General features: G+C 39.6%; 22 protein-coding genes. 10 read left to right on the top strand and 12 right to left on the bottom strand.

Annotated features, from left to right (window positions below; translation table 11 throughout):
* Positions 1–237: 237 nt before the first annotated feature.
* From BLS33_RS12210 to trhO, 4 genes are all read right to left on the bottom strand, one after another.
* Positions 238–2,580, bottom strand: a complete 2,343-nt coding sequence (locus tag BLS33_RS12210) for a penicillin-binding protein 1A (protein WP_089889751.1) — start codon at positions 2,578–2,580, stop codon at positions 238–240.
* A gap of 4 nt (positions 2,581–2,584) precedes the next feature.
* Positions 2,585–3,070, bottom strand: a complete 486-nt coding sequence (locus tag BLS33_RS12205; RefSeq protein ID WP_089889234.1) for a gliding motility lipoprotein GldH — start codon at positions 3,068–3,070, stop codon at positions 2,585–2,587.
* A complete protein-coding gene (locus tag BLS33_RS12200; protein WP_089889225.1) occupies positions 3,063–4,226 on the bottom strand; it encodes a PSP1 domain-containing protein in 1,164 nt (387 codons plus the stop codon). Before BLS33_RS12200 ends, BLS33_RS12205 begins: the two co-directional genes overlap by 8 nt.
* 226 nt (positions 4,227–4,452) lie before the next feature.
* Positions 4,453–5,484, bottom strand: a complete 1,032-nt coding sequence (trhO, locus tag BLS33_RS12195; protein ID WP_089889222.1) for an oxygen-dependent tRNA uridine(34) hydroxylase TrhO — start codon at positions 5,482–5,484, stop codon at positions 4,453–4,455.
* 552 nt (positions 5,485–6,036) lie between these two features.
* Between trhO and recA the strand changes: the two genes are divergently transcribed.
* The 5 genes from recA to BLS33_RS12170 all read left to right on the top strand — a co-directional run bounded on the left by recA (position 6,037) and on the right by BLS33_RS12170 (position 11,543).
* Complete coding sequence (gene recA, locus BLS33_RS12190; RefSeq protein WP_089889219.1) at positions 6,037–7,041, top strand: recombinase RecA; 1,005 nt, start codon at positions 6,037–6,039, stop codon at positions 7,039–7,041.
* A gap of 169 nt (positions 7,042–7,210) precedes the next feature.
* Positions 7,211–7,627, top strand: a complete 417-nt coding sequence (locus BLS33_RS12185) for a hypothetical protein (RefSeq protein ID WP_089889216.1) — start codon at positions 7,211–7,213, stop codon at positions 7,625–7,627.
* A gap of 26 nt (positions 7,628–7,653) precedes the next feature.
* Positions 7,654–8,220, top strand: coding sequence for an RNA polymerase sigma factor (locus BLS33_RS12180; protein ID WP_089889213.1), 567 nt, complete (start codon positions 7,654–7,656; stop codon positions 8,218–8,220).
* A 42-nt stretch (positions 8,221–8,262) separates the two neighbouring features.
* On the top strand, positions 8,263–9,798 hold the full coding sequence (locus tag BLS33_RS12175; RefSeq protein WP_089889209.1) for an outer membrane beta-barrel protein: 1,536 nt from the start codon (positions 8,263–8,265) through the stop codon (positions 9,796–9,798).
* 206 nt (positions 9,799–10,004) lie between these two features.
* Positions 10,005–11,543, top strand: a complete 1,539-nt coding sequence (locus tag BLS33_RS12170) for an arylsulfatase (protein WP_089889206.1) — start codon at positions 10,005–10,007, stop codon at positions 11,541–11,543.
* A gap of 13 nt (positions 11,544–11,556) precedes the next feature.
* Here BLS33_RS12170 and BLS33_RS12165 read toward each other — a convergent pair whose 3' ends face one another.
* Positions 11,557–12,300 carry a lysophospholipid acyltransferase family protein gene (locus BLS33_RS12165; protein WP_089889746.1) on the bottom strand — a complete coding sequence of 248 codons (744 nt, stop codon included), beginning with the start codon at positions 12,298–12,300 and terminating at the stop codon, positions 11,557–11,559.
* 64 nt (positions 12,301–12,364) lie between these two features.
* Here BLS33_RS12165 and trpS point away from each other — a divergent pair, with 64 nt between their 5' ends.
* Genes trpS through BLS33_RS24855 form a run of 3 tightly spaced genes read left to right on the top strand, consistent with a single transcriptional unit; the run spans position 12,365 to position 14,467 of the window.
* Positions 12,365–13,333 carry a tryptophan--tRNA ligase gene (trpS, locus tag BLS33_RS12160; RefSeq protein ID WP_089889203.1) on the top strand — a complete coding sequence of 323 codons (969 nt, stop codon included), beginning with the start codon at positions 12,365–12,367 and terminating at the stop codon, positions 13,331–13,333.
* Positions 13,334–13,348: 15 nt separating this feature from the next.
* Positions 13,349–14,305 (top strand): M28 family metallopeptidase, encoded by a 957-nt coding sequence (locus BLS33_RS12155; RefSeq protein WP_089889200.1) that lies wholly within the window; start codon positions 13,349–13,351, stop codon positions 14,303–14,305.
* Positions 14,306–14,329: 24 nt separating this feature from the next.
* Positions 14,330–14,467 (top strand): hypothetical protein, encoded by a 138-nt coding sequence (locus BLS33_RS24855; protein ID WP_176801382.1) that lies wholly within the window; start codon positions 14,330–14,332, stop codon positions 14,465–14,467.
* Positions 14,468–14,595: 128 nt separating this feature from the next.
* Here the strand turns inward: BLS33_RS24855 and BLS33_RS25305 are convergent, their stop codons facing one another.
* Both BLS33_RS25305 and dprA read right to left on the bottom strand, forming a co-directional pair.
* On the bottom strand, positions 14,596–15,357 hold the full coding sequence (locus BLS33_RS25305) for a BamJ family beta-barrel-assembly machinery protein (protein WP_089889197.1): 762 nt from the start codon (positions 15,355–15,357) through the stop codon (positions 14,596–14,598).
* 316 nt (positions 15,358–15,673) lie between these two features.
* A complete protein-coding gene (gene dprA, locus BLS33_RS12145) occupies positions 15,674–16,792 on the bottom strand; it encodes a DNA-processing protein DprA (protein WP_449405322.1) in 1,119 nt (372 codons plus the stop codon).
* 91 nt (positions 16,793–16,883) lie between these two features.
* Here dprA and BLS33_RS12140 point away from each other — a divergent pair, with 91 nt between their 5' ends.
* Positions 16,884–17,840, top strand: coding sequence for an HU domain-containing protein (locus tag BLS33_RS12140; RefSeq protein WP_089889193.1), 957 nt, complete (start codon positions 16,884–16,886; stop codon positions 17,838–17,840).
* 66 nt (positions 17,841–17,906) lie between these two features.
* The gene (locus tag BLS33_RS12135) at positions 17,907–18,428 is read left to right on the top strand and encodes an acyl-CoA thioesterase (RefSeq protein WP_089889190.1); all 522 of its coding nucleotides are present in this window, start codon (positions 17,907–17,909) and stop codon (positions 18,426–18,428) included.
* Between the two features lie 53 nt (positions 18,429–18,481).
* Here the strand turns inward: BLS33_RS12135 and BLS33_RS12130 are convergent, their stop codons facing one another.
* The 5 genes from BLS33_RS12130 to BLS33_RS12110 all read right to left on the bottom strand — a co-directional run bounded on the left by BLS33_RS12130 (position 18,482) and on the right by BLS33_RS12110 (position 23,528).
* Positions 18,482–19,714 (bottom strand): murein hydrolase activator EnvC family protein, encoded by a 1,233-nt coding sequence (locus BLS33_RS12130; protein ID WP_089889187.1) that lies wholly within the window; start codon positions 19,712–19,714, stop codon positions 18,482–18,484.
* Entirely contained in the window at positions 19,704–20,501 is a 798-nt protein-coding gene (locus BLS33_RS12125; protein ID WP_245731424.1) for a lipoprotein insertase outer membrane protein LolB1, read from the bottom strand. Before BLS33_RS12125 ends, BLS33_RS12130 begins: the two co-directional genes overlap by 11 nt.
* A gap of 3 nt (positions 20,502–20,504) precedes the next feature.
* A complete protein-coding gene (locus BLS33_RS12120) occupies positions 20,505–21,440 on the bottom strand; it encodes a tetratricopeptide repeat protein (protein WP_089889184.1) in 936 nt (311 codons plus the stop codon).
* 35 nt (positions 21,441–21,475) lie between these two features.
* On the bottom strand, positions 21,476–21,910 hold the full coding sequence (gene dut / locus BLS33_RS12115) for a dUTP diphosphatase (RefSeq protein WP_089889737.1): 435 nt from the start codon (positions 21,908–21,910) through the stop codon (positions 21,476–21,478).
* Between the two features lie 142 nt (positions 21,911–22,052).
* Positions 22,053–23,528, bottom strand: a complete 1,476-nt coding sequence (locus BLS33_RS12110; RefSeq protein WP_089889181.1) for a lipopolysaccharide biosynthesis protein — start codon at positions 23,526–23,528, stop codon at positions 22,053–22,055.
* Positions 23,529–23,718: the final 190 nt, after the last annotated feature.

Below are 23,718 nucleotides of genomic sequence, written 5' to 3'. Positions count from 1 at the left end.
AACGCATCTTGCATGTCTTTAAAATACCACTTTTTTTACAACCCGTGAAGCAAAAATCAGAAATATTGGGAAAGCAATTAGCGATTGGAAATACATAAACAATTCCAAGATAATTTAGCAAAGGTTCAGAACCTGTGCCAGCCATTACGAAGACTAATTAAGACGTAATGAATCTGCTAGAAGTAGGTGTTCCTAAACCGAAAGACTTTAAATAGGAAATACCAGACTGAATTGTCTCTAAAAATCCAAATCGTCCAAATCATCACCTGGATCAACTTCCTCATTAGTATCGTTACCAGTCTTTGAACAGTCGACATTTATAGATAGGTTTTCCGGTTTCGGAAATTCTCCATCCGATATTCCGAGGTCCTTTTCTGTGTAATTTTTCTTCATATAAAGACCCCAAATGGGTAAGGCCATGGAGGCGCCTTGACCATATCTCAGACTCGAAAAGTGTATTGCTCGATCTTCTCCACCAACCCACACACCAGTAACCAGATTTGGAACCATTCCCATAAACCATCCATCACTTTGGTTCTGTGTTGTGCCCGTTTTTCCTGCAATAGGATTAGTGAATCCATACGGATAACCCGTTATAATCTCTTTATACTCCGTAGCATTCTTTTGGTAGCTATGACGTAATCTTGTTCCAGAACCTCCCTCGGTTACCCCTTCCATAAGATTCAACATCGCATAAGCTACATCTTTACTTAATACATCCTTTGTTTCAGGAACATATTCGTAAAGCACGGTACCATTTTTATCTTCAATTCGTGTTACCATTATCGGCTTGACGTAAACACCTTGATTTACAAAAGCACCATAGGCCCCAACCATCTCGTAGAGGTTTACGTCAGGTGTTCCTAAGGCGATGGAAGGTACTTCTGGAATTTCTCTGGTAAATCCTAAGTTTTTTACAATAGAGACCACTGATTTGGGCCCCACTCTATCGATTAATTGGGCCGTAACTGTATTTACTGAATTAGCGAGCGCCTTTTTTAACGTATACATTTTTCCCGAATATTTACCATCGGCATTCTTCGGACACCATTTTTCAGGATTGCCGTGTTTTCCCGCTTCTATGCAATATAGCATGTCAGGCAAGGAATCACAGGGTGATAGGCGTAGCTGATCAATGGCCGCTGCGTATACGAAAGGTTTAAATGTCGAACCCGGTTGGTGAGACCCCTGATAAACACCATCATATTGAAAATGTTTGTAATCTACTCCACCGACCCAGGCCTTTACATGGCCTGTCTGGGGTTCCATAGACATCATCGCTGTTCTTAAAAAAGTCTTGTAGTACCTAATGGAGTCCATCGGGGTCATTATCGTATCTTTCTCACGTGTTTCACTATTCCAGTCGAAAACGGTCATGTCGACTTTCTTGGTAAACGATTCGCGAATTTCTTTTTCAGACTTTCCGTTTGCCTTCATTCCACGCCAGCGAGGGGAATTTTTCATAGCTCGCTCCATAATACGATTGATTTCGCTTTTGTCTAAATCTAAAAAAGGAGCTGTGGCATTGCGGTCAGGTGTATTCTGATGAAAAAACTCGGCCTGTAATCTTTTCATATGTTCACCGACCGCATCTTCGGCGTTTTGTTGCATGCGCGAATCTATGGTTGTGTATATACGCAGACCATCTAAATAAAGATTCCATTTATCCCGTTGCCCTTTAAGTGCAGGTTTGGGATTTTTCTTAATCCAACTATTCATAAAGCCTTGAAGGTACATTCTAAAGTAAGTGGCAATACCATCGCGGTGAGATTCAGGATTATAATTCAAGTTAATCTCCATCGCTTGCAATGAATCTTTCTCCGAATCATTGATAAATTCATATTTTGCCAATTGGCTCAATACTAGATTCCTTTTTTTCCAAGTAATTTCTTCGCGTCGTAAAGGGTTATAATAGGAGGAATTCTGTAACATCCCTACCAACATGGCCGATTCCTCGATTTTTAAGTCTTTAGGTTCTTTTCCGAAATAAATTCTAGAGGCCGAACGAATACCATCGGCGTTGTTACCAAAATCATAGATGTTTAAGTACATCTTCATAATCTCTTCTTTGGTATAGCTCCGCTCCAAACGCGTTGCGATGACCCATTCCATCGCTTTTTGCTTTATAGTCTCGAATTTGTTTCTTGAACGAACACCGACAAATAATTGGCGGGCCAACTGCTGTGAAATGGTGCTCGCTCCTCCACGTTTGCCTAAAAAGAAAAGTGCCCGTAATGTTCCATACCAATCGATACCCGAGTGTTCCCGAAAACGAACATCTTCACTGGCAATCAAAGCATCTACTAAATTCTGAGGTAAATCCTCGTAGGAAACATCAGTACGGTTATCATCCAAATAAAACTTTCCCAATAACTCTCCATCAGAAGAAATAATCTGCGATGCCAGATTGGTCTGTGGGTTTTCCAAAGACTCAAAAGTGGGCAATTCACCAAAGGCGCCCCAAGACGCCAATAAAAATAGTGCGGCCACAGCGAAAATACCTGTGACGAACAATATCCAGAACCATTTAATGAATTTCCAAAAACTTTGGTCCGCTTTTTTCTTATTGGCCCCTGCCATATTTTTACTCATTACTTTTTACAATTTCAAAACCTACATCAGTTATACCTGGCAAATTGGCTATGCCATCAACACTGCCATTTTTTCGCATTGCATGTGAAACACTCAATGTATATACGCCAGAAGACGGAAAAACGATGTTTTCTTTATACCAAAGTTTGTTTTCTTTAATACTTCCGTGACCTGTACCCAGCCATGTACCATCTGGTAGGGCCATTTCATACTCTAATGTATCCTTAACGGTTTCTCCACTAGGAAAATTGAGTTCAGCTATTAAAAAAAGATTGCTGTAAGGAAAAGTTGCGTCATTTCGAACGTTAATAAACATATCATGACGCTGAATTGTATCAACTTCCGAAAACGTAAATTCAATCGTGTGGTCTTTGTTCCACTGTCCTTTATCTGTGGCTTTGTATTCTGAAACCAATAATGCATCATTACAAGAAATACAGCATATAAGGACGACTAAGACAAACAAGTTTTTAGGCATTTTTTGGACGTCTTTTTCTATTGTTCCTTCTCTTCTTGTTCTTATTTCTATTATTTCTGCCTTTTGGTCTATCAAATCGCGTAAGACTATCTTGCCCGACGACATTTTCAAATACCACTTTTTCTTCGACCGTATTCTCAATCGCATATTCTTCAAGGCTTGCTACCTTTTCTTTCTTTTTGTTCTTCTCTAAGATCTCCTTTACCTGCTCTTTCGAAAGGGCATGCCAATTTGCAGGATCTTCTTTGTAGGAGAACCATAGTGTAGCTTTGAAAATATCGGTTTTTTGACAGAATGCCATTCCCTTTTCAGTGTGAAGCCTAGTATCCGATGATGGAAAATCTTTTAAGGCATCGAGATACATGTCCAGTTCATAATTCAAACAGCACTTGAGCTTACCACATTGCCCGGCGAGTTTTTGTGGATTAAGGGAGAGCTGTTGATATCGTGCAGCCGAAGTACTCACCGATCTGAAGTCTGTCAACCAAGTAGAGCAGCAAAGCTCACGACCACAAGACCCAATGCCTCCCAAACGTTGGGCTTCTTGACGATAACCTATTTGGCGCATTTCGATTCGTATACCGAAAGCCTTGGCCATGTCTTTGATCAGTTGTCGAAAATCGACACGCTCCTCAGCCGTATAATAGAACGTAGCCTTAGAACCGTCACCTTGAAATTCCACATCTGAAATTTTCATTTTCAGTTTTAGGATAATGGCTATTTCCCGTGCCCGCTTTTTAATTTCTTCTTCGCGATTTCTACATTTTTGCCATTTATCGATATCGCTTTGTGATGCCTTTCGATACACTTTCGGAAGAGCATCATCTTTGAAGTCGACCTTTTTCCTTTTCATCTGTACTTTGACCAGTTCGCCCACTAAGGTCACCATACCAATGTCATGACCTGATTGTGCCTGTGTGGCAACAATGTCTCCAATGGAAAGGGAAAGGTTTTCACTATTCCGGAAAAATTCCTTTCTACTATTTTTAAAACGCACCTCTACACAATCAAACTGCATTTCCCCATTTGGAGGCGACATATTTGAAAGCCAATCAAAAACCGTTAATTTATTACAACCGTCAGTACCGCAAGTCCCATTGTTCTTGCACCCGCGCGGTTGTCCATCCTTGTCGGTTGAACAACTGCTACAACCCATATTTTATATCTTGATTCAACAAAAACCAAACGTTCTTGTCAAAAAAGGTTCATACTATTCTTAAAAGTAAAGGTAGTGTTTTTTGTATAGGAAAGAAAGTAGTTTTGAATGAGGTGGCTTGTTCACCATTTCTCATTGCCCCTTGTCTTTTTGGCCAAGAAGTCTTAAAGACATTCAAAAAATATCAATCTATCTGTTAACTAGCTTATACCCCGTTAACCATTTTTCATTTCTTATACTTCAATACTGCAGATCGGCCTTTTTTAAAAATTTTATTGCTCACTTCTTTCCCTTTTCTAAGTTTTTTTTGCTCTTCGTAAGGCAATGCATGTATTTCCTTGCAGTCTAGCGAACAGCAATCATCCATTTTTTCGGCACAATCTTCGCATTGAATAAATAAAAGGTGGCATGCCTTATTGGCACAATTCACATGGGTATCACATGGGTCGCCACATTGATGGCAGTGGGCAACAACATCATCGGAAATGCGCTCACCACGCCGGTGATCGAAAACAAAATTCTTGCCCTTGAATTTGTTCTCAAGTTTTTTGTTCTCTACCTGTCGGGCATAATCTATTATACCACCTTCCAATTGGTACACTTGCTTAAAACCTTTATGCTTATAATAAGCGCTGGCCTTTTCGCAACGAATGCCCCCAGTACAGTACATCACAAGCTTTTTATCTTCTTTGTGATTCGCCAAATCGTTTTCGATAAGATCTAACGAATCGCGGAAGGTATCTACATCAGGAGTAATGGCATTTTTAAAATGCCCTATTTCACTCTCGTAATGATTACGCATATCGACTAAAATCGTATCGGGATCCTCAATAAGTTCGTTAAATTGTTCGGCACCAACATGAATGCCTTTGTTCGTAACGTCAAACGTATTGTCATTAAGCCCATCTGCTACTATTTTTCTGCGCACTTTCACTTTAAGCTTTAAAAACGACTTATTATTTTGCTCGATGGCAATATTAAGGCGTACGTTTTCTAAAAAGTAAATACTATCAAGATGCTCTTTGAAATTCTCAAAATTTAGAGCAGGCACGGAAAGCTGAGCATTTATTCCCTCATTAGCCACATAAATTCTGCCCAGAACGTCAAGTTCGTTCCAATGGATAAACAAATGGTTTCTAAAAATTACGGGGTTGCCGATATGTGCATATTTGTAGAAAGAGATGGTCAGGCGCTCTTGCCCTGCTTCTTCAATAAGCGTCTCCCTTTCTTTTGCACTTAAGGTATTGTACAGTTGCATGCTATACGAATCGTTTAAGTTAAAGAATGACTAAAGTGCAAATATAATAAATGTTCACAAAAGCTTCGGGTGCATTGTGCTCACAAAACCAACGGCGGCTCAGACCACCCTTTAAAATATTCTGAATGGGAAATACTAAAAAAAAGAGTCCCGATGTAATCGAGACTCTTCATTGGCCAGTCCATTTTTTTCTTTTTCATAGCATTCTTCAAAGATGCAAAAGGAAAAGGCCATAAAATCCATCGCATTTTAAAGCGATGGCATACATATAAAATTGAGTTAGTATATGCTATTTTTAAATTAGATGCATTTAAGACAGAAAGGTTGCGTCCGACAAAAAATTTTCTCCTCAAAAAAAATAATTCGACCTCCAAAAGAGTTGGAGCAATAGCATTCACAAGGTAAAGTTTTCGTTCACTTAAACCCCATTATCTCTTGCAGCAAGATTATAATAGTCGATTCTTAAAATCTATTCGATATTTTAGAAAATAAGGGATATAAGTGGTTTTATGCCAAAAGAAATAGTAATTTAGCTTCCCTAAAATTCAAATAATGAGTTCCGAAAAAGACGCAAAATTAAAGGCCTTAAAATTGACCCTTGACAAGCTGGATAAGACCTATGGCAAAGGTGCAGTAATGAAAATGGGTGATAGTATCGTGCAAGACGTAGAGGTGATTCCATCGGGCTCTTTAGGTCTGGACATTGCCCTCGGAGTAGGTGGATATCCGCGAGGTAGAGTTATTGAAATATATGGTCCTGAATCTTCTGGTAAGACTACACTAACACTTCATGCCATGGCCGAGGCGCAAAAAAATGGTGGCATTGCTGCCTTTATTGATGCTGAACATGCTTTTGATCGTTTTTATGCACAGAAATTAGGTGTTGACATCGATAATTTGATTATTTCACAACCAGATAATGGTGAACAGGCGTTAGAGATTACTGATAACCTGATTCGTTCGGGCGCTATTGATATCGTTGTTATCGATTCTGTTGCAGCCCTTACACCAAAAAGTGAAATCGAAGGTGAAATGGGGGATTCAAAAATGGGCCTTCATGCTCGGTTAATGTCACAGGCCCTGCGAAAATTAACCGGCTCCATTAGCAAAACCAATTGTACCGTTATCTTCATTAACCAACTGCGTGAAAAAATTGGGGTGATGTTCGGTAATCCTGAAACCACAACAGGCGGTAACGCTCTTAAATTCTATGCTTCCGTTCGACTTGACATTAGAAGGTCTACACAAATTAAAGACACAGATGGTGCCGTTCAAGGGAACAAGACCCGCGTTAAGGTTGTGAAGAACAAAGTAGCTCCTCCATTCAGAACTACCGAATTCGATATCATGTATGGTGAAGGAATTTCAAAAGTCGGTGAAATTATTGATCTGGGCGTACAGTATGAAATTATCAAAAAAAGTGGTTCATGGTTCAGTTATGGAGACACCAAGCTCGGACAAGGAAGAGATGCAGTAAAAGCACTTCTCAATGATAATCCCGAACTCTTTGAAGAATTGGACGGAAAAATTCGGGAGGCAATCGCCGCTATAAAATAAATATTGTTGACAATAGCAAAGTCGGTAAAACATTAGAAATTGTGCCGATTTTGGTCATTTTATAATTAAAAAAAAGCCTCAATCAAATTGAGGCTTTTTTTATATCTCCGCCCGGCATAAACGCAACCTTTTCACAGTAATTACATCTTAGAAATAAACTAATTGTAATATGAAAAGGTTAAATTTGATTTTCTGTGCCATTGTGCTTTTTCTCACCTTGGGCGCATGTAGTTTAGACGATGACGGAGCGAATTTCCATTATGAACCATTGCAGATTACCAATGTAGAGCTTCCCGAATCATTCGACCTAAATGAAGTGTATAATATTAAAGTAAAGCTTTTACGACCAGACGATTGTACATTGATCGAAGGGTTCGATGTAACTAGGGGCGATTTGACTACCCGTAACATCGTAGCCATCGGTGCCATACTTGACAATAAAGATTGTATTGCACTGAACCAAGAAGTAGAAGATTCTTTTAGATTTGAAGTATTATATAACGACACCTATCTTTTTCGGTTTTATTCTGGGGAAGACGAAAATGGAGAACCCCAGTACATCGAAGTTGAAATACCGGTAAATTAAACCAATATTAATAGCTAACCCATAGTTTGAGTCTGGACGAGCTAATACAGAGTTGCAGAAAAGGCGACAGAAAGGCACAAGAACAGTTATATCGAAAATACGCCGATATACTGTTCGGTATTTGCCTTAAATATTCGCGCAATAAAACGGAGGCTGAAGACAACCTTCACGATAGCTTTATTACCATTTTCGAAAAAATCGAACAGTACAAATCAAAAGGGTCTTTTGAAGGTTGGATGAAACGTATAACCGTAAACACGGTATTACAAAAGTATAGAAAGGAAGAACACCTCAGTCTCGTCTCCGAAAACACAGAGGAAGAAACATATGTAGAATCAGGTTATGTCGATGTGAGCTTAGAGACTCTTTTAAACCATATTCAAAGTCTTCCAAACAAGTATAGAACAACCTTTAACCTCTATGTGCTTGACGGATACTCGCACAAAGAAATAAGCGAACTTTTGGGCACATCGCCCGGAACATCAAAATCAAATCTTGCTCGCGCAAGAAGTATTTTAAAAGAAAAAATCGAAACCGAAATCAACAGGTCAATAATCGGCGTACTGATTATTGCATTTGGAAGTATGATGTGACCCTTTTTTGGGTACTCATACAAAACACAAAGTAATATTAGGATGGGCAAAAAGAACTTAGACAAGTTGTTCCAAGAAAAGTTCAAAAACTTTTCAGAGGTTCCTGACGAAAAAGTCTGGCAACAGATAACGGCGTCATTGGATAAAAAGAAAAAATCGAAAAAAATCGTCCCATTGTGGTGGAAACTCTCTGGTGCTGCTGCCGTTTTAGGTTTTTTTATATTCATATTAAACCCGTTTGAAAGTACTTCGGACAAGGAAAATCCTGCTACCATAACGAACGTTGAAAAACCCGTAGAGAAAGAAGATTCGCAAGAACGCCAACATATTTTGGGGAATACCGATTCAACAGAAAATGAAGTTGTTGATGTGGCTAAAGAAAGCCAGAAAAATGATTTCGACACCCCAGAGGACAATTCTTTGCTTGAAAGGAAAGTTGACAAAAATACTGTCGTGACTTCCAAAACGGGAAAAGAAAAGCTAAAAACCACACCACAAGACTTAGGGAATCAAGAAGCAGAGATTGTTCAAAACAATGAGCCAACCCTGGCCAGCGAAGAAAAAGAAGGGTTTGTTAAGAAAGGGAAAAACAAGAATATTGCTATTTCAAACCAAAAGGGAAATTTAGTAGCTGTGAATAATGAGGAAGAAGAGAATGCCTCAAGAACCCTAACTATTGAAAAAGACACTACAAGGCCTACTTCGGAAAATATTGACCCAAGCACCGCTAACTTGAATCGTCAGGCCATAGCGCAAATCGAAGAAGAAAATTCCGAGATTGAGGAAGAACTAAAGAAAAAGAAATCAATATTTGATGAGATTGAAGCATCAGAAGAAGAAAAAATAGTCGAAAATAAAGACGGGAAATGGGCCGTTGGTGCCAATGTAGCCCCGGTTTATTTTAATTCATTTGGTGATGGTTCTCCAATACATTCCAGTTTTGCGCCTAATTCAAAATCAGGTAATATCAATATGAGTTACGGACTTTCGGTTTCTTACCAAATAAGTAAAAAATTAAGTCTTCGTTCAGGAGTAAATAAGGTTGATTATGGCTATAATACCAATGATATTGAATTTTCATCCTCCTTGGCAAGTTCTACGAATGGAGAGATTACTAATATCAACTATATCCAAACTTCCGAGAATTTGGTAGTTGAAAGTGTCGAGAAGTCGAGTAACGGTTTGGTTCAAAAAGATGCTTTCGTTGAAATTGCCCGCGACGGTGTTATGGCGCAACAATTTGGTTATTTGGAAATTCCTATGGAGTTAAATTATGCGCTGATCGATAATAAGTTCGGCATTGACTTGGTGGGCGGAATAAGTTCACTGTTTTTAATTGATAACTCTGTAGCTTTGACCTCGGGTGAATTAACTACCGAAGTAGGGGAGGCCAATAATCTCAACACTGTCAATTTCAGCACCAATGTCGGTTTCGGACTAAATTATAAAGTAACCCCTAAAATAAGGTTGAACGTAGAACCGGTTTTCAAATATCAATTGAACACCTTTTCGAATACGGCAGGTGATTTTCAACCCTTTTCTTTAGGTATCTACAGCGGGCTCAACTTTAAATTTTAGTGTGATATACTCTAATAATAATAGATGTATTGTACAGAACTTGCGCAATACAAGACGAAGACTATCGGCATAATAAACCATCCGGTATTTTGCTATTAACTCTTTTTCTTTCTTTTTTTAATCCTTGAAATGGCATAAAACCAAAACTTTATGCGCTCCTTTTTTTGTATCTTACCCTAGCGTGAAATTCCATAACATACCTAAAAATGAGATTCGTCCTTTGTCCAAGGTTCTATATTTCTATATTATTATTCTCCATATTTTCATGTTTCTCGCAATCCACTAAAGAAACAGAAACGCCCAATATTGTAATCATCATGGCCGATGACATCGGCTTCTCCGATATTGGATGTTATGGAGGGGAAATCGAAACCCCTAATATAGATTTTCTAGCCAATGGGGGTATGCGTTTTTCCACATTCTATAATATGGCTAAATGCAACCCGACACGTTCATCGCTACTCACAGGTCTTTACAATGGAGGCAACGGGGCCGTACACTTGGCACACCTGACCAAACAAGCGGGATATACCAATATTATGAGCGGCAAAGAGCATTTTGACTCTTGGGTGCCAGACTACTGCAAGGCCGAATATGTTTTCGATAAGTCTTTTCAGTTTTGGGCCACTACGGAATATTTCCTACCGCCTTCCGGTGCATTCGAAAGGCCCTTTTATCTCAATGGCAGCGAACTCGCTGCAAATGAAATCGAGCATACCCGTTCACCTATGTACAAGACCGACTTTATTACGGATTATGCCCTAAAATGGTTGGAGGATACTTTTGAAAACCAGAATCCCTTCTTCTTGTATTTGCCCTATCATGCCGCACACTACCCATTACAGGCTCGACCTGAAGATATTGCCAAATATCGAGGCACCTATCGCAAAGGATGGGACACATTGCGACAGGAACGGTTTAAGCGAATGCAGCGGATGAAAATTCTTCCGGAAAACGCAAAACTCAGTCCTGCACAAGGTAATCTGAATACGTCACGCGGACCACTAATACCGAGTTATACCGATTATTATCCATGGGAAAGTCTGTCTGAGGCACAACAAGATTCCCTTGACCTTGAGATGGCCGTGTATGCTGGTATCATTGACCGAATGGATCAAAACATAGGAAGGGTTTTGGATAAACTCCGGCAAAGTGGTAAACTAGAAAATACCTTGATCTTGTTTTTGGTAGATAACGGAGCCTGTCCATTTTACACCAACAAAATCAAAGATGTACAACCTGGACCCAGCAATTCATATTGGAGCCTACGATCCACTTGGGCCAATCTGTCGAACACTCCTTTTAGACAATACAAGCAAGCTGGTCACGAAGGTGGCAGCCGCACTCCTTTTATTGCTTACTGGCAGAATAAAATCAACCCCGGCACTATAAGCGCACAACCCGGACATGTGGTCGATATTGCACCCACCTTATTAGAGATTCTGCAAACGCAGTATCCAGATTCCATTGATGGACACGCCAGCCTTAAGCTCCACGGCCGTTCATTGTTACCCATATTTAAAGGGGAACAGCGTGAACAGCCCGACTATTTCATTTCTGGCCTTGACAAGTTCAGAATGTTTAGAAAGGGAGATTATAAAATTGTGCGTCTTAACGGCGGTTCTTGGGAATTATACAATCTGAAAGAAGACCCTACAGAATTAAATAATCTCGCCGTTACTTTTCCCGAGAAGCTAGGTCAACTTAAGAAAGATTACCACGATCTTGAACCACAAATGAAATAAATTGGTATAATGGTTATCGATTTTTCTGCAACTCCGTTAAAATAACTTCCCTTACCTGCTCTCGTAACATAACTTTGTCTTCCCCATCTAACATTCCAGTTTCAAAGAACTTGTGCACTTTGGCTCGAATCGTCCCAGGCCCACCACTAAAAAATGTAAACGAGAAACGTGTTTTATTATCGTAAAATGTAATGGGCACTACGGGAATCTTATGCCCTATGGCCATTTTAAAAGCTCCATCCTTAAAGTCGTCCAACACGACGGTTTCATCATCTGGCACTCCGCCCTCGGGGAAAATACAAATACTCAACCCTTGATTTAGTCGCCGTTGCGCTCTTCGATATACCCCTGTTCTACTTTTAGCATCTTCCCTGTCGACCATAATGCAGACACGTTTATAAAAAAACCCAAACAATGGAATTTTTGCCAATTCTTTCTTACCGATAAACACAAAAGGGTTTTTGCTCACTTTCAGCATAAGCATTATATCTAGCATGCTTGTGTGATTGGCAACCAACATATAGCTTTTTCTTCTAATGATTTGCTGTTCATAAATAACTTTAGGAGGACACCCCATACCATACAGAATCGGGATTGCCCATAGGTTTCGCGCCATCCAAAAAAACTGTGGGTACGTTTTTTCCGATATTGTTGTCACTAGTAAAAACGGAAAAAATACGAAAATGGGAAGTGCAACAAGTATATAAAACCAAATTCGATAAATCGCTTGGCCGGTTTTTTTTAAGGTGGAAAGCATAAGGTCAAAAGTAGCAATATAATTGTGATTTCTTTTACCTTTGCTCCTTATTGAAAAAGAACTCATGGCACGAATATTAACAGGCATACAAAGTACGGGCACACCACATTTGGGTAACATTTTAGGTGCGATAATGCCCGCAATTAAAATGGCGCAAGACCCAGAAAACGAATCTTTTCTTTTTATTGCAGATATGCATTCGTTGACCCAGATAAAAGATGGAAGCACTTTACGCAATAACACCTACGCCATTGCGGCTACTTGGCTTGCCTTTGGTCTTGACATAGAAAAAACCGTTTTTTATCGTCAGAGCGACGTGCCTCAAACGACCGAACTCGCTTGGTACCTTAGTTGCTTTTTCCCTTATCAGCGATTGACTCTTGCTCATTCATTTAAAGATAAAGCAGGCCGTTTGGAAGATGTAAATGCAGGACTCTTCAATTACCCGATGTTGATGGCAGCCGATATTTTGCTATACGATGCCAATATCGTTCCAGTAGGTAAGGACCAATTACAACATTTGGAAATAACCCGCGACGTTGCCTCGCGTTTTCATGCGCAAATGGGTGAAACATTTATACTGCCCGAAGCCAAAGTTCAAGAAGAAACAATGTACATACCGGGCACCGATGGCCAAAAGATGAGCAAGAGTATGGGAAACCTCATTAGTCTTTTTCAAACCGATAAAAAATTACGCAAACAGATTATGGGCATACAAACCGACAGCACGCCCATGGAAGACCCCAAAGACCCTGATACCGATAATGTATTCGCTCTTTACAAAATTTTGGCCTCAGCGGAACAGATTGCTGAAATGCGTTCGAATTATCAAAACGGAAATTATGGCTATGGCCATGCGAAACAGGCGCTCTATGAACTTATCGTCGAACAGTTTGGCGAGGCTCGTGAAAAGTATGATTATTATATGAATCATTTAGATGAAATAGACAGTGCCTTGGCCTTAGGTGCAGAAAAAGCTCAAAAAGTAGCCAATGGGGTACTGGAGCGAGTTCGGAAAAAAGTGGGTTATTGATTTTAATCTGATTTTATGAAGCGATTTTTATGTTATGCCTTACTTCTCCTATGGGGAGGAGTTATTTATTCCCAAACGGAAATCACTACGAACGAACTCAAGGAACATATTGCCTTTTTAACTTCCGAAGCGAATGCGGGAAGGTATCCCGGTGGAGCTAAAAACAAAAAGATCGTTCGGTATATTCAACAGGCTTTTAAAGATGCTGGTGCGCTTCCCCTGAAAAAATCATACAAACAGTCGTTTAAAGCACAACTACGTACTGAAAAAGAGGTTGTTGATAAACCTATCGCCAAAACTTGGAACGTCATTGCCATAATACCGGGCAATGACCCAGAACTAAAAGATGAGTACGTGGTCTTGGGCGCACATTACGATCATTTGGGCCTCGGAGGGCCTTCTTCAAAATCGGATAAAAAAAATACGATTCATTATGGGGCCGATGATAACGCTAGTGGCACGGCAGCCCTTCTTGAGATTGGAGAAAAGCTTGTAAGTCAAAAAAGCCTTCTAAAACGCAGCGTGCTGTTGGTCGCCTTTGGTGCCGAAGAACAAGGTCTTTTAGGGAGTAAGAATTTTGTTGAACACCCTCCTGTTCCACTTTCCCAAATAAAACTAATGATCAACATGGACATGGTCGGAAGATTGAACGATGGCAAACAAGTTTATATGGGCGGAGCAGGCACCTTTCCCAATGGTGTTGAACTCATGAAAAATTTAGGGGAACAATGTGAATTGAACCCTGTTGTTCACGCTGGGTCGGTAGGAGGGTCTGACCATGTGTCTTTTTACAAAAAGGGGATTTCTGTTTTGGGAATTCATACTGGGGGTCATCCTCAGTATCACACACCTGAAGACACCTTAGAGTTAATTAATCTTGAGGGCGAGCGTCTGGTCTGTGAATATATTTATCGCACCATCTTAAAAATCGCGACGACCTCTTATAAGATGCATTTCATACCCCAAGATTAGGAAACGGAATGAAAATCGGTATAAGTGAAAAACGATTTTCAATTTAATCAAACCGACCAAGTAGTCGCTTTTGTAAATTCATTAAAGGAGACCAGTAATCCCTGCAAAGATGAGGCGATAGCATTGTTCGACGAACTACATAAAACACTCTTTGATAGCTAATGAATAATTAAAAACAGACCCATTGGTTTGTCATAGTTCGTTGAATTTACCGACAAACTATGTTCTTTGGGTTTTTAAATAACAATATCGGGGATAGTTTATAAAAGACCGATGCTGATTTGCATCATTTACTGACCTTCTATTGAAAGTAATTCCATTTCAAAAATCAAGGCGGCGTAGGGTGGAATCATTCCATTACCCGCACCTCGTGGCCCATACCCAAGATCTTGCGGTACATATACTTTCCATTTTGAGCCTACCGGCATTAATTGTAAGGCTTCTTGCCATCCTTGAATTACACCGGTTACACCTAAGGTAGCAGGTTCGCCACGGTCTATTGAACTGTCGAAAACCTTTCCATCTATCAACATTCCTTTGTAATGCACGCTTACGTGGTCAGTACTTTCAGGAATGACGCCCTTGCCTTCTGTTAATATTTCATATTGCAATCCACTTTCAGTAGTAACCACTGTAGGTCTCTTCGCGTTTTCAGCTAAAAACAACTCTCCTTCGGCACTTTTTTCTTTCGCTTCAGCTTCCTGCATTTCCTGAAACCTGCTTTGAACAATGCCCATGGCTTCTTCGACCGTTATCTTCTCTTCTTCCTTCATAACGTCTTCTATCGCTACGGCCACCACATTGTAGGGTAACGAATCAAAACCAGCTGCCTTCAAATTATTGGTCATGACAACTCCAAAAGCATAGCTGAATTTATGAAGGTCATTTTCAAGGTTAACCTCTTTTGCTTTTTCTAAAGCGTTTAATTCAGACCTAATTTCAGTAGCTTCAGCCTTTAATTTCGCAACTTCGTTTATTAAATCTTTCTTTTTTTGCGCATAAGTGGTGGTCCCTATTAAAAACGCAACTAATACTATAAAGCTCTTGTTCATTAATGATACTAATTATTGAAAGATTGAATTAAAAGGTCAAAAAAATTTCAGCAAAGATACCTTTTTTCAAAAACCAACCAACCAGTTGCTCTCGACTTTTCCGTTTCATTGATGTCGGCATAGCTTTTTGCTGAATAACCATATTTGAATACCAAAAAATTTAAGATGGGACATTATCTAATTTTCACCTAAGCCTACCTAATGATCAGTTTGTTATTTTGCTCCGATTACGAGTTTTAAGTAAGAGGGAATATTAATGCGAAAACGGTGCATACATTATAGCATGACGCGAAAACCTTGAAGAAAAGACATTGAATTATATTGCTTCGAACAATTTCCCCGGCAAGGGTCGTATAAGCCCTTTCATCTCCATGTTCAAAAGCGTTGATGAAACTTTAAAAACAGGTAATTGGCATTCGAGGGCTACACTATCTAACATTTGTTTCCCTTCACGCTGTAAATAAGTGTAAATAGATTTTTCGGTTTCATTCAATTCGACGAACAACTGCTTCTGAATAGATTTAGTTTCCATACTTTCAATTTCCCAGTCAAGCAAATAGATTAAATCGGCTGCCGAGGTAATCATGTGTGCTTTCTGCTGCTTGATGAGGTTATTGCAACCAATACTAAACTTATCGCCCGCCCGTCCGGGTACGGCAAACACATCACGATTATAACTGTTGGCAATATCAGCAGTGACCAAACTGCCTCCCTTTTCCGCTGATTCGACAACCACGGTTGCCTCGCTCATACCCGCAATTATGCGATTACGTTTCAAAAAGTTTTCGCGATCAGGTTTGCTAGTGCTCCAAAACTCTGTTAAAAAACCTCCGTTTTTCTCAACGTCTCTTTGGTATTTCGAATGCGCCTTTGGATACATTTGATTCAGGCCATGAGCAAGACATGCAATAGTTTGTAGCCCGTACTTTATTGCCATTCGCTGTGCACATATATCTACCCCATAGGCAAATCCACTAATGATGATGGGGTCTAAGGGCGCAATTTCCTCAATAAATTTCTCGCAGAAGGCCATGCCATAACTCGTGATATTTCGTGTGCCGACAACGCTTATTATTTTTCTTCCCTTAAGGCTAATATTGCCTCTTTTAAATAATAATATGGGGCTATCAACACAATGCTTTAGATAGGTCGGGTGGTCTTTATCCATAAAATAAGAAAAACCTATGTCGTTGCCTTTAATAAAATCATATTCCGCTTCCGCTGCCTCTAGGTGTTCGGAATCATATAACCCTCTAAGCGTGTGGACTCCTATTCCGTCGATTTTAAGTAATTGTCTCCGCCTATCTTCAAAAACAGCTTCGGGGCTCCCGCAATGAGAAATCAATTTTTTAGCGATTACATCTCCAATATTTGAGACATTTTGTAATCGCAGCAGCGCAATCAGTTCTTCTTTAGAGAGTTGTGAAGCCATCATAGTTATCCACAAATTACAACAAATAATATGTTAATAAAAAGTTGCGCAAAGGCTTTTATAGCACTGTCTTTTTTAGTGATATTTGTATACAATGGGATTAGAACACTATATAGTAGAGCTTTTATATCGATATAATTGCGTGGTTGTACCTGAATTCGGTGCATTTTTAACACAGTTAAAATCATCGACAATACATCAAACCACCAATACCTTTTATCCTCCTTCAAAAACGGTTTCCTTTAATAGTCAGCTTACTTCAAACGATGGGCTATTAGTTTCGCATATGGCAAGTATCGAGAAAATCTCTTATGAGGAAATGCTTAAAAAAGTTATCGATGCTTCCGAAGAATGGAAGCTACAATTGGCAGCTGGAGAACGTTTACGGTTAACCGATATTGGCGAACTTTGGTTAAATGACGAAGGAAAAACACAATTTCAACCGATTACGAAAATTAATTATCTCACAGCTTCTTTTGGATTATCGTCTTTCACATCGACTCCTGTAACAAGGGAAATTTTAAAGAAAGAAGTTGCTCAACTTGAGGAAAAGATTCCCTTTATCATTACTCCTGAAAAACGGGAACAAACGAATTCTAGGTCTTATCTGAAATATGCGGCCGTCATTTTATTGGCTGTTTCTACAGCATTTACTGGACTACGACTGTATAACGAAAACAAGAATAACGATCAATTGGCCAGGGAGGAAGCTCAGGAGCAAGTATCCAAACAAATACAGGAAGCCACTTTTTTCAATACGGCACCAATGGAATTGCCTGCAATTAATTTGGATGTTACCTCAAAAACCAAAGCTAAATCCCAAAAGACCCATCATATTGTGGCCGGAGCGTTTCGCTACAAAACAAATGCCGATAAAAAAATACAGCAGTTAAAAGATCTTGGTTACGATGCTGCATATTTGGGAACTAACCCCTTCGGTCTCCACATGGTTACCTATGATAGCTTTACCGATGCAGAACAAGCGCTTGAATCACTTCACCAAATTAAACGCACCCAATCAAAGGATGCTTGGTTGTTGTCTGTAAAATAACACCTATTTCTTCTTTTATTAAGACCAATAAGTAACGGGACACTGCTATCTTTGTAAAAAAAGTATATGCAATCTAAACGCCCCTGTGAATCACGTACGATAATGACAGACATGGTGCTTCCGAGCGAGACCAATCCGTTGAACAATCTTTTCGGAGGAGAATTGCTCGCGCGTATGGATAGAGCCGCTAGCATTGCGGCAGGGCGCCACAGCCGTCATATAACAGTAACCGCCTCAGTCAACCACGTCGCTTTTAATCAATCGGTTCCCTTAGGTAGTGTACTAACTGTAGAAGCGGCTGTTTCCAGGGCCTTTAGAACGTCCATGGAAGTCTATATCGATGTGTGGATGGAAGATCGCAATACCGGCGACAGAAGTAAGGCCAATGAAGCTATTTATACTTTTGTAGCAGTCGATGAAAGGGGCAGACCTACCGAAGTACCACCTCTTGAGCCCGAAACCGATTTAGAAAAGGAACGCTATGATGCCGCCTTGCGTAGAAAGCAATTAAGTTTAGTCTTAGCGGGAAAAATGAAGCCAAACGATGCTACAGAGTTAAAAGCGTTGTTTATGGGTAAGCAAGACTAAATATGAGGTAAAATCGGTTCGGGTTTTTCGTTTATCTTGTTGCAGAACAATAGTTACAACTGATATACCCATTCTTCAGGGTTCAGCTTAGAAGTGTCTTCATAGAGGTAAAATTTTAACCGTGTTTGTCCATTAAACCGATTGGTATAAATGGTTCCTAGCTCCGTCTTAGTCGAAACCTTGTCTCCCTTTTTCACAAAAAGTTCCGACAGGTTATAATAGGTGCTTATATAGTTTCCGTGTTTTATGGAAACCCCCTTATTACCGCCTGGGACTGCCATGATTGCAATCACCTCGCCTTTGAAAATAGACCTCGCCTTAGCCCCTTGATCCGTGGTTATAATAACCCCATTACTCTCGTGTTTGATCCCCGGATAGACCGCATCGCTGTAAACACCAAAACCTTGACTCTTAATCCCCTTTTCAACAGGCCAAATAAGTTTTCCCTTGTTGGCCGAAAAGCTATTGGCCACCAACATTGCTTCTGGTGTCAAAACAAACTTGCTGGCGCTAAGCGCTTTTTTTCCCGTACTCTTATTGGCCGAAGCTATCGCATCCCGAATCAATTTATCTATTTGTCGCTCAATTTGTTTTGACTCCTGGGTCTTTTTCTTTATAGCCGCGGCATATTTACTTTCATTCTTTCTTATACTTCCCAAAAGCGCCTTTTGATCCTTCATTTCTTTCATCATCTGAGCCTTTGCCTTTCTGTTTTCGGCTATTAATTTCTCCTTTTCCTTACGCTGAACCGTGAGATCTCTGTTCAATTGCGTCAATTCATCAGTTTTCACAACAATCTGCTGCCCCTGCTCCCTTCGGTAATCGGCATATTGCTTCATATATTGCAACCTTTTGAAGGCTTGAATGAAATTTTCAGAAGATAGTAGGAACATCAAACGACTCTGTTTCGAACTGTTTTGATACGACTTTTGTATCATCATGCCATACTCGTCCTTAAGCTCCTTCAAGTCTCCTCGAAGTTTGGAGATACTCGATATATTGCCATTGATTTGTTTATTCAACAAGGCCGATTGTTGGTTAGTGACATTAATCAACTGTTGCCGAACACTCATTTTTTTGTCCAAGGCCTCCATCTGATCCAGAACTGAACCTTTCTCTTTCTTTTCAGCGAACAATAACCGATTGATATCCGTTATTTCCTTCTGAAGTTGCTCCCTCTTAGTTTCAAGTGCTTTTTGCTCTTCTGTCTGTGCCTGCAATCCCACACACAACAAGAAAAAGGTAACCGTGGTAAAAAAAATAATATGTAGTTTCCTATAAATCATCTTTCTTTAATACTATCGCTTTAAACCCTTTAGGTATTTTATATGGAAAAGTCAAAGACTGATTGAATTCGATGTTCCGATATTCGATATCGATTATATTCCGCTTCTCTCCTTCAATGGCAGCAATAGCAACCGATTGGGGTAAAATCCATCGGCTAATTTTCTGATAATCGGTGTAGTTAATTTGCAAAAGCCTCTTTTTTAAAGGCTGTGATAGTTGCTGGGACACAACTTTAAAGTTCTTTGGTTCAATCTGAAACATCGTCTTAAACAGCACCATTGGGTCCTTCGGTTTTAATTGATAGTTTCCCCCAGAAACTGAAGCGCTATACTTTGACTTCCGTAAATCGAACAATGCATCGCCTAACAAAAGGTTCTGCACATTATTAAAATCCAATTCTGTACCCAAAAGATTGTTGAGATACGAGAAATCACCGTCAAAGTATTCATTTTGAAGTTTATTGTAAAAGCTTACCCGTTCAGGGGTAATGTAAGCTTTGACAATACCCAAAGGTGCACTCATCCAAATGGCTTTATCTTTTTCTATTCGAAAACTCACCGATACACCCTGGGACGATTCGCCATCGGAATAATCGATTTTCATCTTTCCGCTCAAGGTTTTAAAACCAACTTGATTTTGATAGTGTGTTCGAATAATTGCTTTGGCAGACAAATTTTCATCCAAAGCGCCATCTCGAACAACTTTAGTCGATTTACAGGAAATTACAAGTATTGCAAAAACGACAAATCGCATGTATTTTAACATGCCTCGAAATAGTTTGACCATTCTTTAAAATCCGGGTTTTATCTTACGAAGATACGTATTTGCCTTCGAAGTGTTATTGAGTGCGGTATAAGCATCCGCCAATACAGCATAAATTTTATTGGAGAGTGAAACATCGTCCAATAAATAATCAAGTGCCGTCTCCAACACTTCAACTGCCTCATTATGTTTGCTCATTTTATGAAGCGCATACCCTTGGGCAAAGTAAAAATAAGGTTGTGAAGGGTAGCTCTCCAAGGCCTCTAACGACACGGACTCAAGCAATGAAAGGCTATCAATAACGATAAGATCATCTACTCGCTTTTTATAGCGTTCCAGCGGATTGAGGCTGCCTCCCTTCGTGGGAGTCAAGGCTATTTTATTATCACTATTTTCGCGTTTTTTTTCAAGCGAATCGCTGATTTTTGCCGAAAGGTCTTCAGTAAATGCATTTCTTTTTAAGAGATTCAATAAAGCCAACGAACTTTCATAGTTCTTTTGTTTGAAGTAGATTAATGCCAGATTCTCTTTCAGCTTATCATTTTCAAAAGGTATAGCTGTTCTTAAATTTTCAACAGCGCCACCTTGCTTTTCAAGAATTTGAACCAAGGTATCTAGATACCATAGATTGGCCGGCTCGGAAACCAAGGCTTCAATACCGTATTCTTGTGCCATGATAAATTGTTTATCTGCCAGATAGGCCTTTGCCAATTCATGGTCGACCACACTGTTGTTTGTGTCGAGCTGTTTGCAATGCAACAAAAGGTTGATCGCCTTATCATAGTTTTCAATACCCTTTTGTTTAAGGGCCTCAAAGAAATTCTCTTGAAATGCATCTGAAAATTCTTCTAAAGAGACCTCGGCACTTTCTTGAACTTCAATTTCTTTTTCTTGGGCATACCCTGTGTCTGGGGTTTGAATCAATCCCAATAGAAAAATAAGTTTAAGAAAGACATTTCTCATTGCAGTATCATAGTCTTTATGTTGAGAGCACAATCTTATCCGACTCCGGTACTCCCGAATCCTCCTTCTCCTCTTGAGGTCTCTGACAGTTCTTGAACTGCCTCCCAAATGGCACGTTCGTGTTTGGCGATGACAAGTTGGGCAATACGTTCCCCATTTTCAATGGTAAAGGGCTCGTTGGACAAATTTACCAAGATAACACCAATTTCTCCTCTATAGTCCGCATCTATTGTTCCTGGAGCATTGAGCACCGTAATGCCCTTTTTAGCGGCAAGACCACTTCTTGGCCGCACCTGAGCCTCAAAGCCAACAGGAAGCTCTATAAACAGCCCTGTTTTGATGATGGCCCGCTCTAATGGTTGTAACGTAACCGATTCTAAAATATTGGCGCGAAGATCCATACCGGCCGAGGCCATTGTTTCGTATTGTGGCAAATCGTGTGCCGAATTGTTGATAATTTTTATTTGCATACTCATTTAAGATTTTAGACTACCGCCGTTGCGGAATATTAAGGTGATTTTGGAAATATGAATTTAAATTAAAAAAGGAATATGGTTTTGCTTTTTAACTTTTACCCAATTTAGATATTAGTTCTTCCTTGTGCCTTGCTTATTAATTTTGTACTTTTTTTCCTCCCAAAAATATACTTTTCAACGTGGCATTTTCCATTTTATAGACTAAACCTAAATACAATAAAAGTAATACGATTCCTAAAATGAGGTTTCTATTGAATACATAGAACGATAGCGCGGAGCATAATATAGATACCGATAGGTAAAAAAGAATTTTTCTGAAATTGTAAGGTATAGGATAACGCGACCTCCCCAAATAATAGGAAAGCACCATCATAGTACCATAGGCCAACACTGTAGCTATGGCCGATGCCATATAGCCAATACTGGGAATAAAAACATAATTGACAAAAATAGTTACCACTGCTCCGATTACTGAAATTAAAGCCCCATATCGGGTTCTATCCGTCACCTTGTACCAAACCGAAAGGTTATGATAAATTCCCAAAAAGAAGCTGGCCAAAAGTATAAGCGGCACTACGGACATGGCATCCCAATAGGCAGGGTTTTTGACGAACAAAACTTTCAAGACATCGGCAAAGACGACGACACCAAGTAAAATAACGCTTCCTAAGATTACAAAGTAATTCGTGATCTGAGCATAGGCCTTTTGCGGATTTTCAGTACCCGCATGACTAAAAAAGAACGGTTCTATTCCCATACGAAAAGCCGTAGAGAACAAGGTCATGAACAAAGCTAACTTAACACAGGCATTATACATCCCGACCTGCTTATCAGCAATATCTTCAGGTAATAAGGCCTCAAGCATTACCCTATCGAAAACCTCATTTATCGTAAAGGCTACCCCCGCCACAAGTACTGGAAGAGCATATTTCATCATTTGTTTCCACAAATCAGCATCAAATTTATAGGAACTAATTGTATAGGGCTTCAACATTAATAAAAGTGTTACCCCACTTGCAATAAGGTTGGCAATAATAATATAACTGATTTGATAATTCGGTTCGTACATCCACGCAAAAATGCTATCAGGATTCTCGGTAACAATCCGTGGCAATAGCAGTAGAAAAAATATATTTAATCCGAAATTAATCACCACATTCATCACTTTGATAATGGCATATCTAATAGGACGCTCATTGGCCCTTAACCATGCAAAAGGAATGATTACCAAGGCGTCTAAAGAAAGTATGAAGATGACATATTTTATGTACTTCGGACTAATATTCAACAAGGAAGCGAAGGAGTCTTGAAACACCAAAGCGAGTACCATAAACAAAAGCGTAGAGGTCAGAATGGAAATCAATGAGGTCGAAATCACCCTTTCCTTATCGTTTGACTTGCTATAAAACCGGAAAAATGCGGTTTCCATACCATAGGCCAAAACCACGTTGAACATCGCAAAATACGCGAATATTACGGCAAGTTCACCATATACACTTGGAGGCATTGCATCGGTATGCACCCTGACCAGTAAAAAAGAAATCATTCGCGGAAGCACCGTGGCCAGACCGTAAATGGCCGTTTGCTTAAAGAGTTTTTTGAGCGGATTCAATAGGGCACCGATTTATGTTCAAAAGTACCTATTTATAGGCTTGAAACAAAGTTTGTTTATTTGTTTGAACCAATGGCATATTTTATATGTTTTTATGAGACGGTATTAAATTTGGTACTTTACCTCCAATTAAATTTTAAATAATCGGTCAGCAGCTACTTTGGGTGGGTCTTGTAAGTAAGATTAGAAA

The organism is Kriegella aquimaris (assembly GCF_900103215.1).
Taxonomy (GTDB): Bacteria; Bacteroidota; Bacteroidia; order Flavobacteriales; family Flavobacteriaceae; genus Kriegella; species Kriegella aquimaris.
Note: the sequence above shows the minus strand (reverse complement) of the source record. Positions and strands in the feature narration are given on the sequence as shown.

Bases quoted from the DNA above. Each gene is read 5' to 3' on its own strand.
- BLS33_RS12125 (WP_245731424.1), bottom strand. From the start codon at position 20,501: ATGGTCAAACTATTTCGAGGCATGTTAAAATACATGCGATTTGTCGTT.
- BLS33_RS12200 (WP_089889225.1), bottom strand. From the start codon at position 4,226: ATGGGTTGTAGCAGTTGTTCAACCGACAAGGATGGACAACCGCGCGGG.
- BLS33_RS12210 (WP_089889751.1), bottom strand. From the start codon at position 2,580: ATGGCAGGGGCCAATAAGAAAAAAGCGGACCAAAGTTTTTGGAAATTC.
- BLS33_RS12175 (WP_089889209.1), top strand. From the start codon at position 8,263: ATGGGCAAAAAGAACTTAGACAAGTTGTTCCAAGAAAAGTTCAAAAAC.
- BLS33_RS12185 (WP_089889216.1), top strand. From the start codon at position 7,211: ATGAAAAGGTTAAATTTGATTTTCTGTGCCATTGTGCTTTTTCTCACC.
- BLS33_RS12170 (WP_089889206.1), top strand. From the start codon at position 10,005: ATGAGATTCGTCCTTTGTCCAAGGTTCTATATTTCTATATTATTATTC.
- BLS33_RS12140 (WP_089889193.1), top strand. From the start codon at position 16,884: ATGGGATTAGAACACTATATAGTAGAGCTTTTATATCGATATAATTGC.
- BLS33_RS12120 (WP_089889184.1), bottom strand. From the start codon at position 21,440: ATGAGAAATGTCTTTCTTAAACTTATTTTTCTATTGGGATTGATTCAA.
- recA (WP_089889219.1), top strand. From the start codon at position 6,037: ATGAGTTCCGAAAAAGACGCAAAATTAAAGGCCTTAAAATTGACCCTT.
- BLS33_RS12135 (WP_089889190.1), top strand. From the start codon at position 17,907: ATGCAATCTAAACGCCCCTGTGAATCACGTACGATAATGACAGACATG.
- dprA (WP_449405322.1), bottom strand. From the start codon at position 16,792: ATGATGGCTTCACAACTCTCTAAAGAAGAACTGATTGCGCTGCTGCGA.
- BLS33_RS12165 (WP_089889746.1), bottom strand. From the start codon at position 12,300: ATGCTTTCCACCTTAAAAAAAACCGGCCAAGCGATTTATCGAATTTGG.
- BLS33_RS12130 (WP_089889187.1), bottom strand. From the start codon at position 19,714: ATGATTTATAGGAAACTACATATTATTTTTTTTACCACGGTTACCTTT.
- trhO (WP_089889222.1), bottom strand. From the start codon at position 5,484: ATGCAACTGTACAATACCTTAAGTGCAAAAGAAAGGGAGACGCTTATT.
- BLS33_RS25305 (WP_089889197.1), bottom strand. From the start codon at position 15,357: ATGAACAAGAGCTTTATAGTATTAGTTGCGTTTTTAATAGGGACCACC.
- BLS33_RS12205 (WP_089889234.1), bottom strand. From the start codon at position 3,070: ATGCCTAAAAACTTGTTTGTCTTAGTCGTCCTTATATGCTGTATTTCT.
- BLS33_RS12155 (WP_089889200.1), top strand. From the start codon at position 13,349: ATGAAGCGATTTTTATGTTATGCCTTACTTCTCCTATGGGGAGGAGTT.
- dut (WP_089889737.1), bottom strand. From the start codon at position 21,910: ATGCAAATAAAAATTATCAACAATTCGGCACACGATTTGCCACAATAC.
- trpS (WP_089889203.1), top strand. From the start codon at position 12,365: ATGGCACGAATATTAACAGGCATACAAAGTACGGGCACACCACATTTG.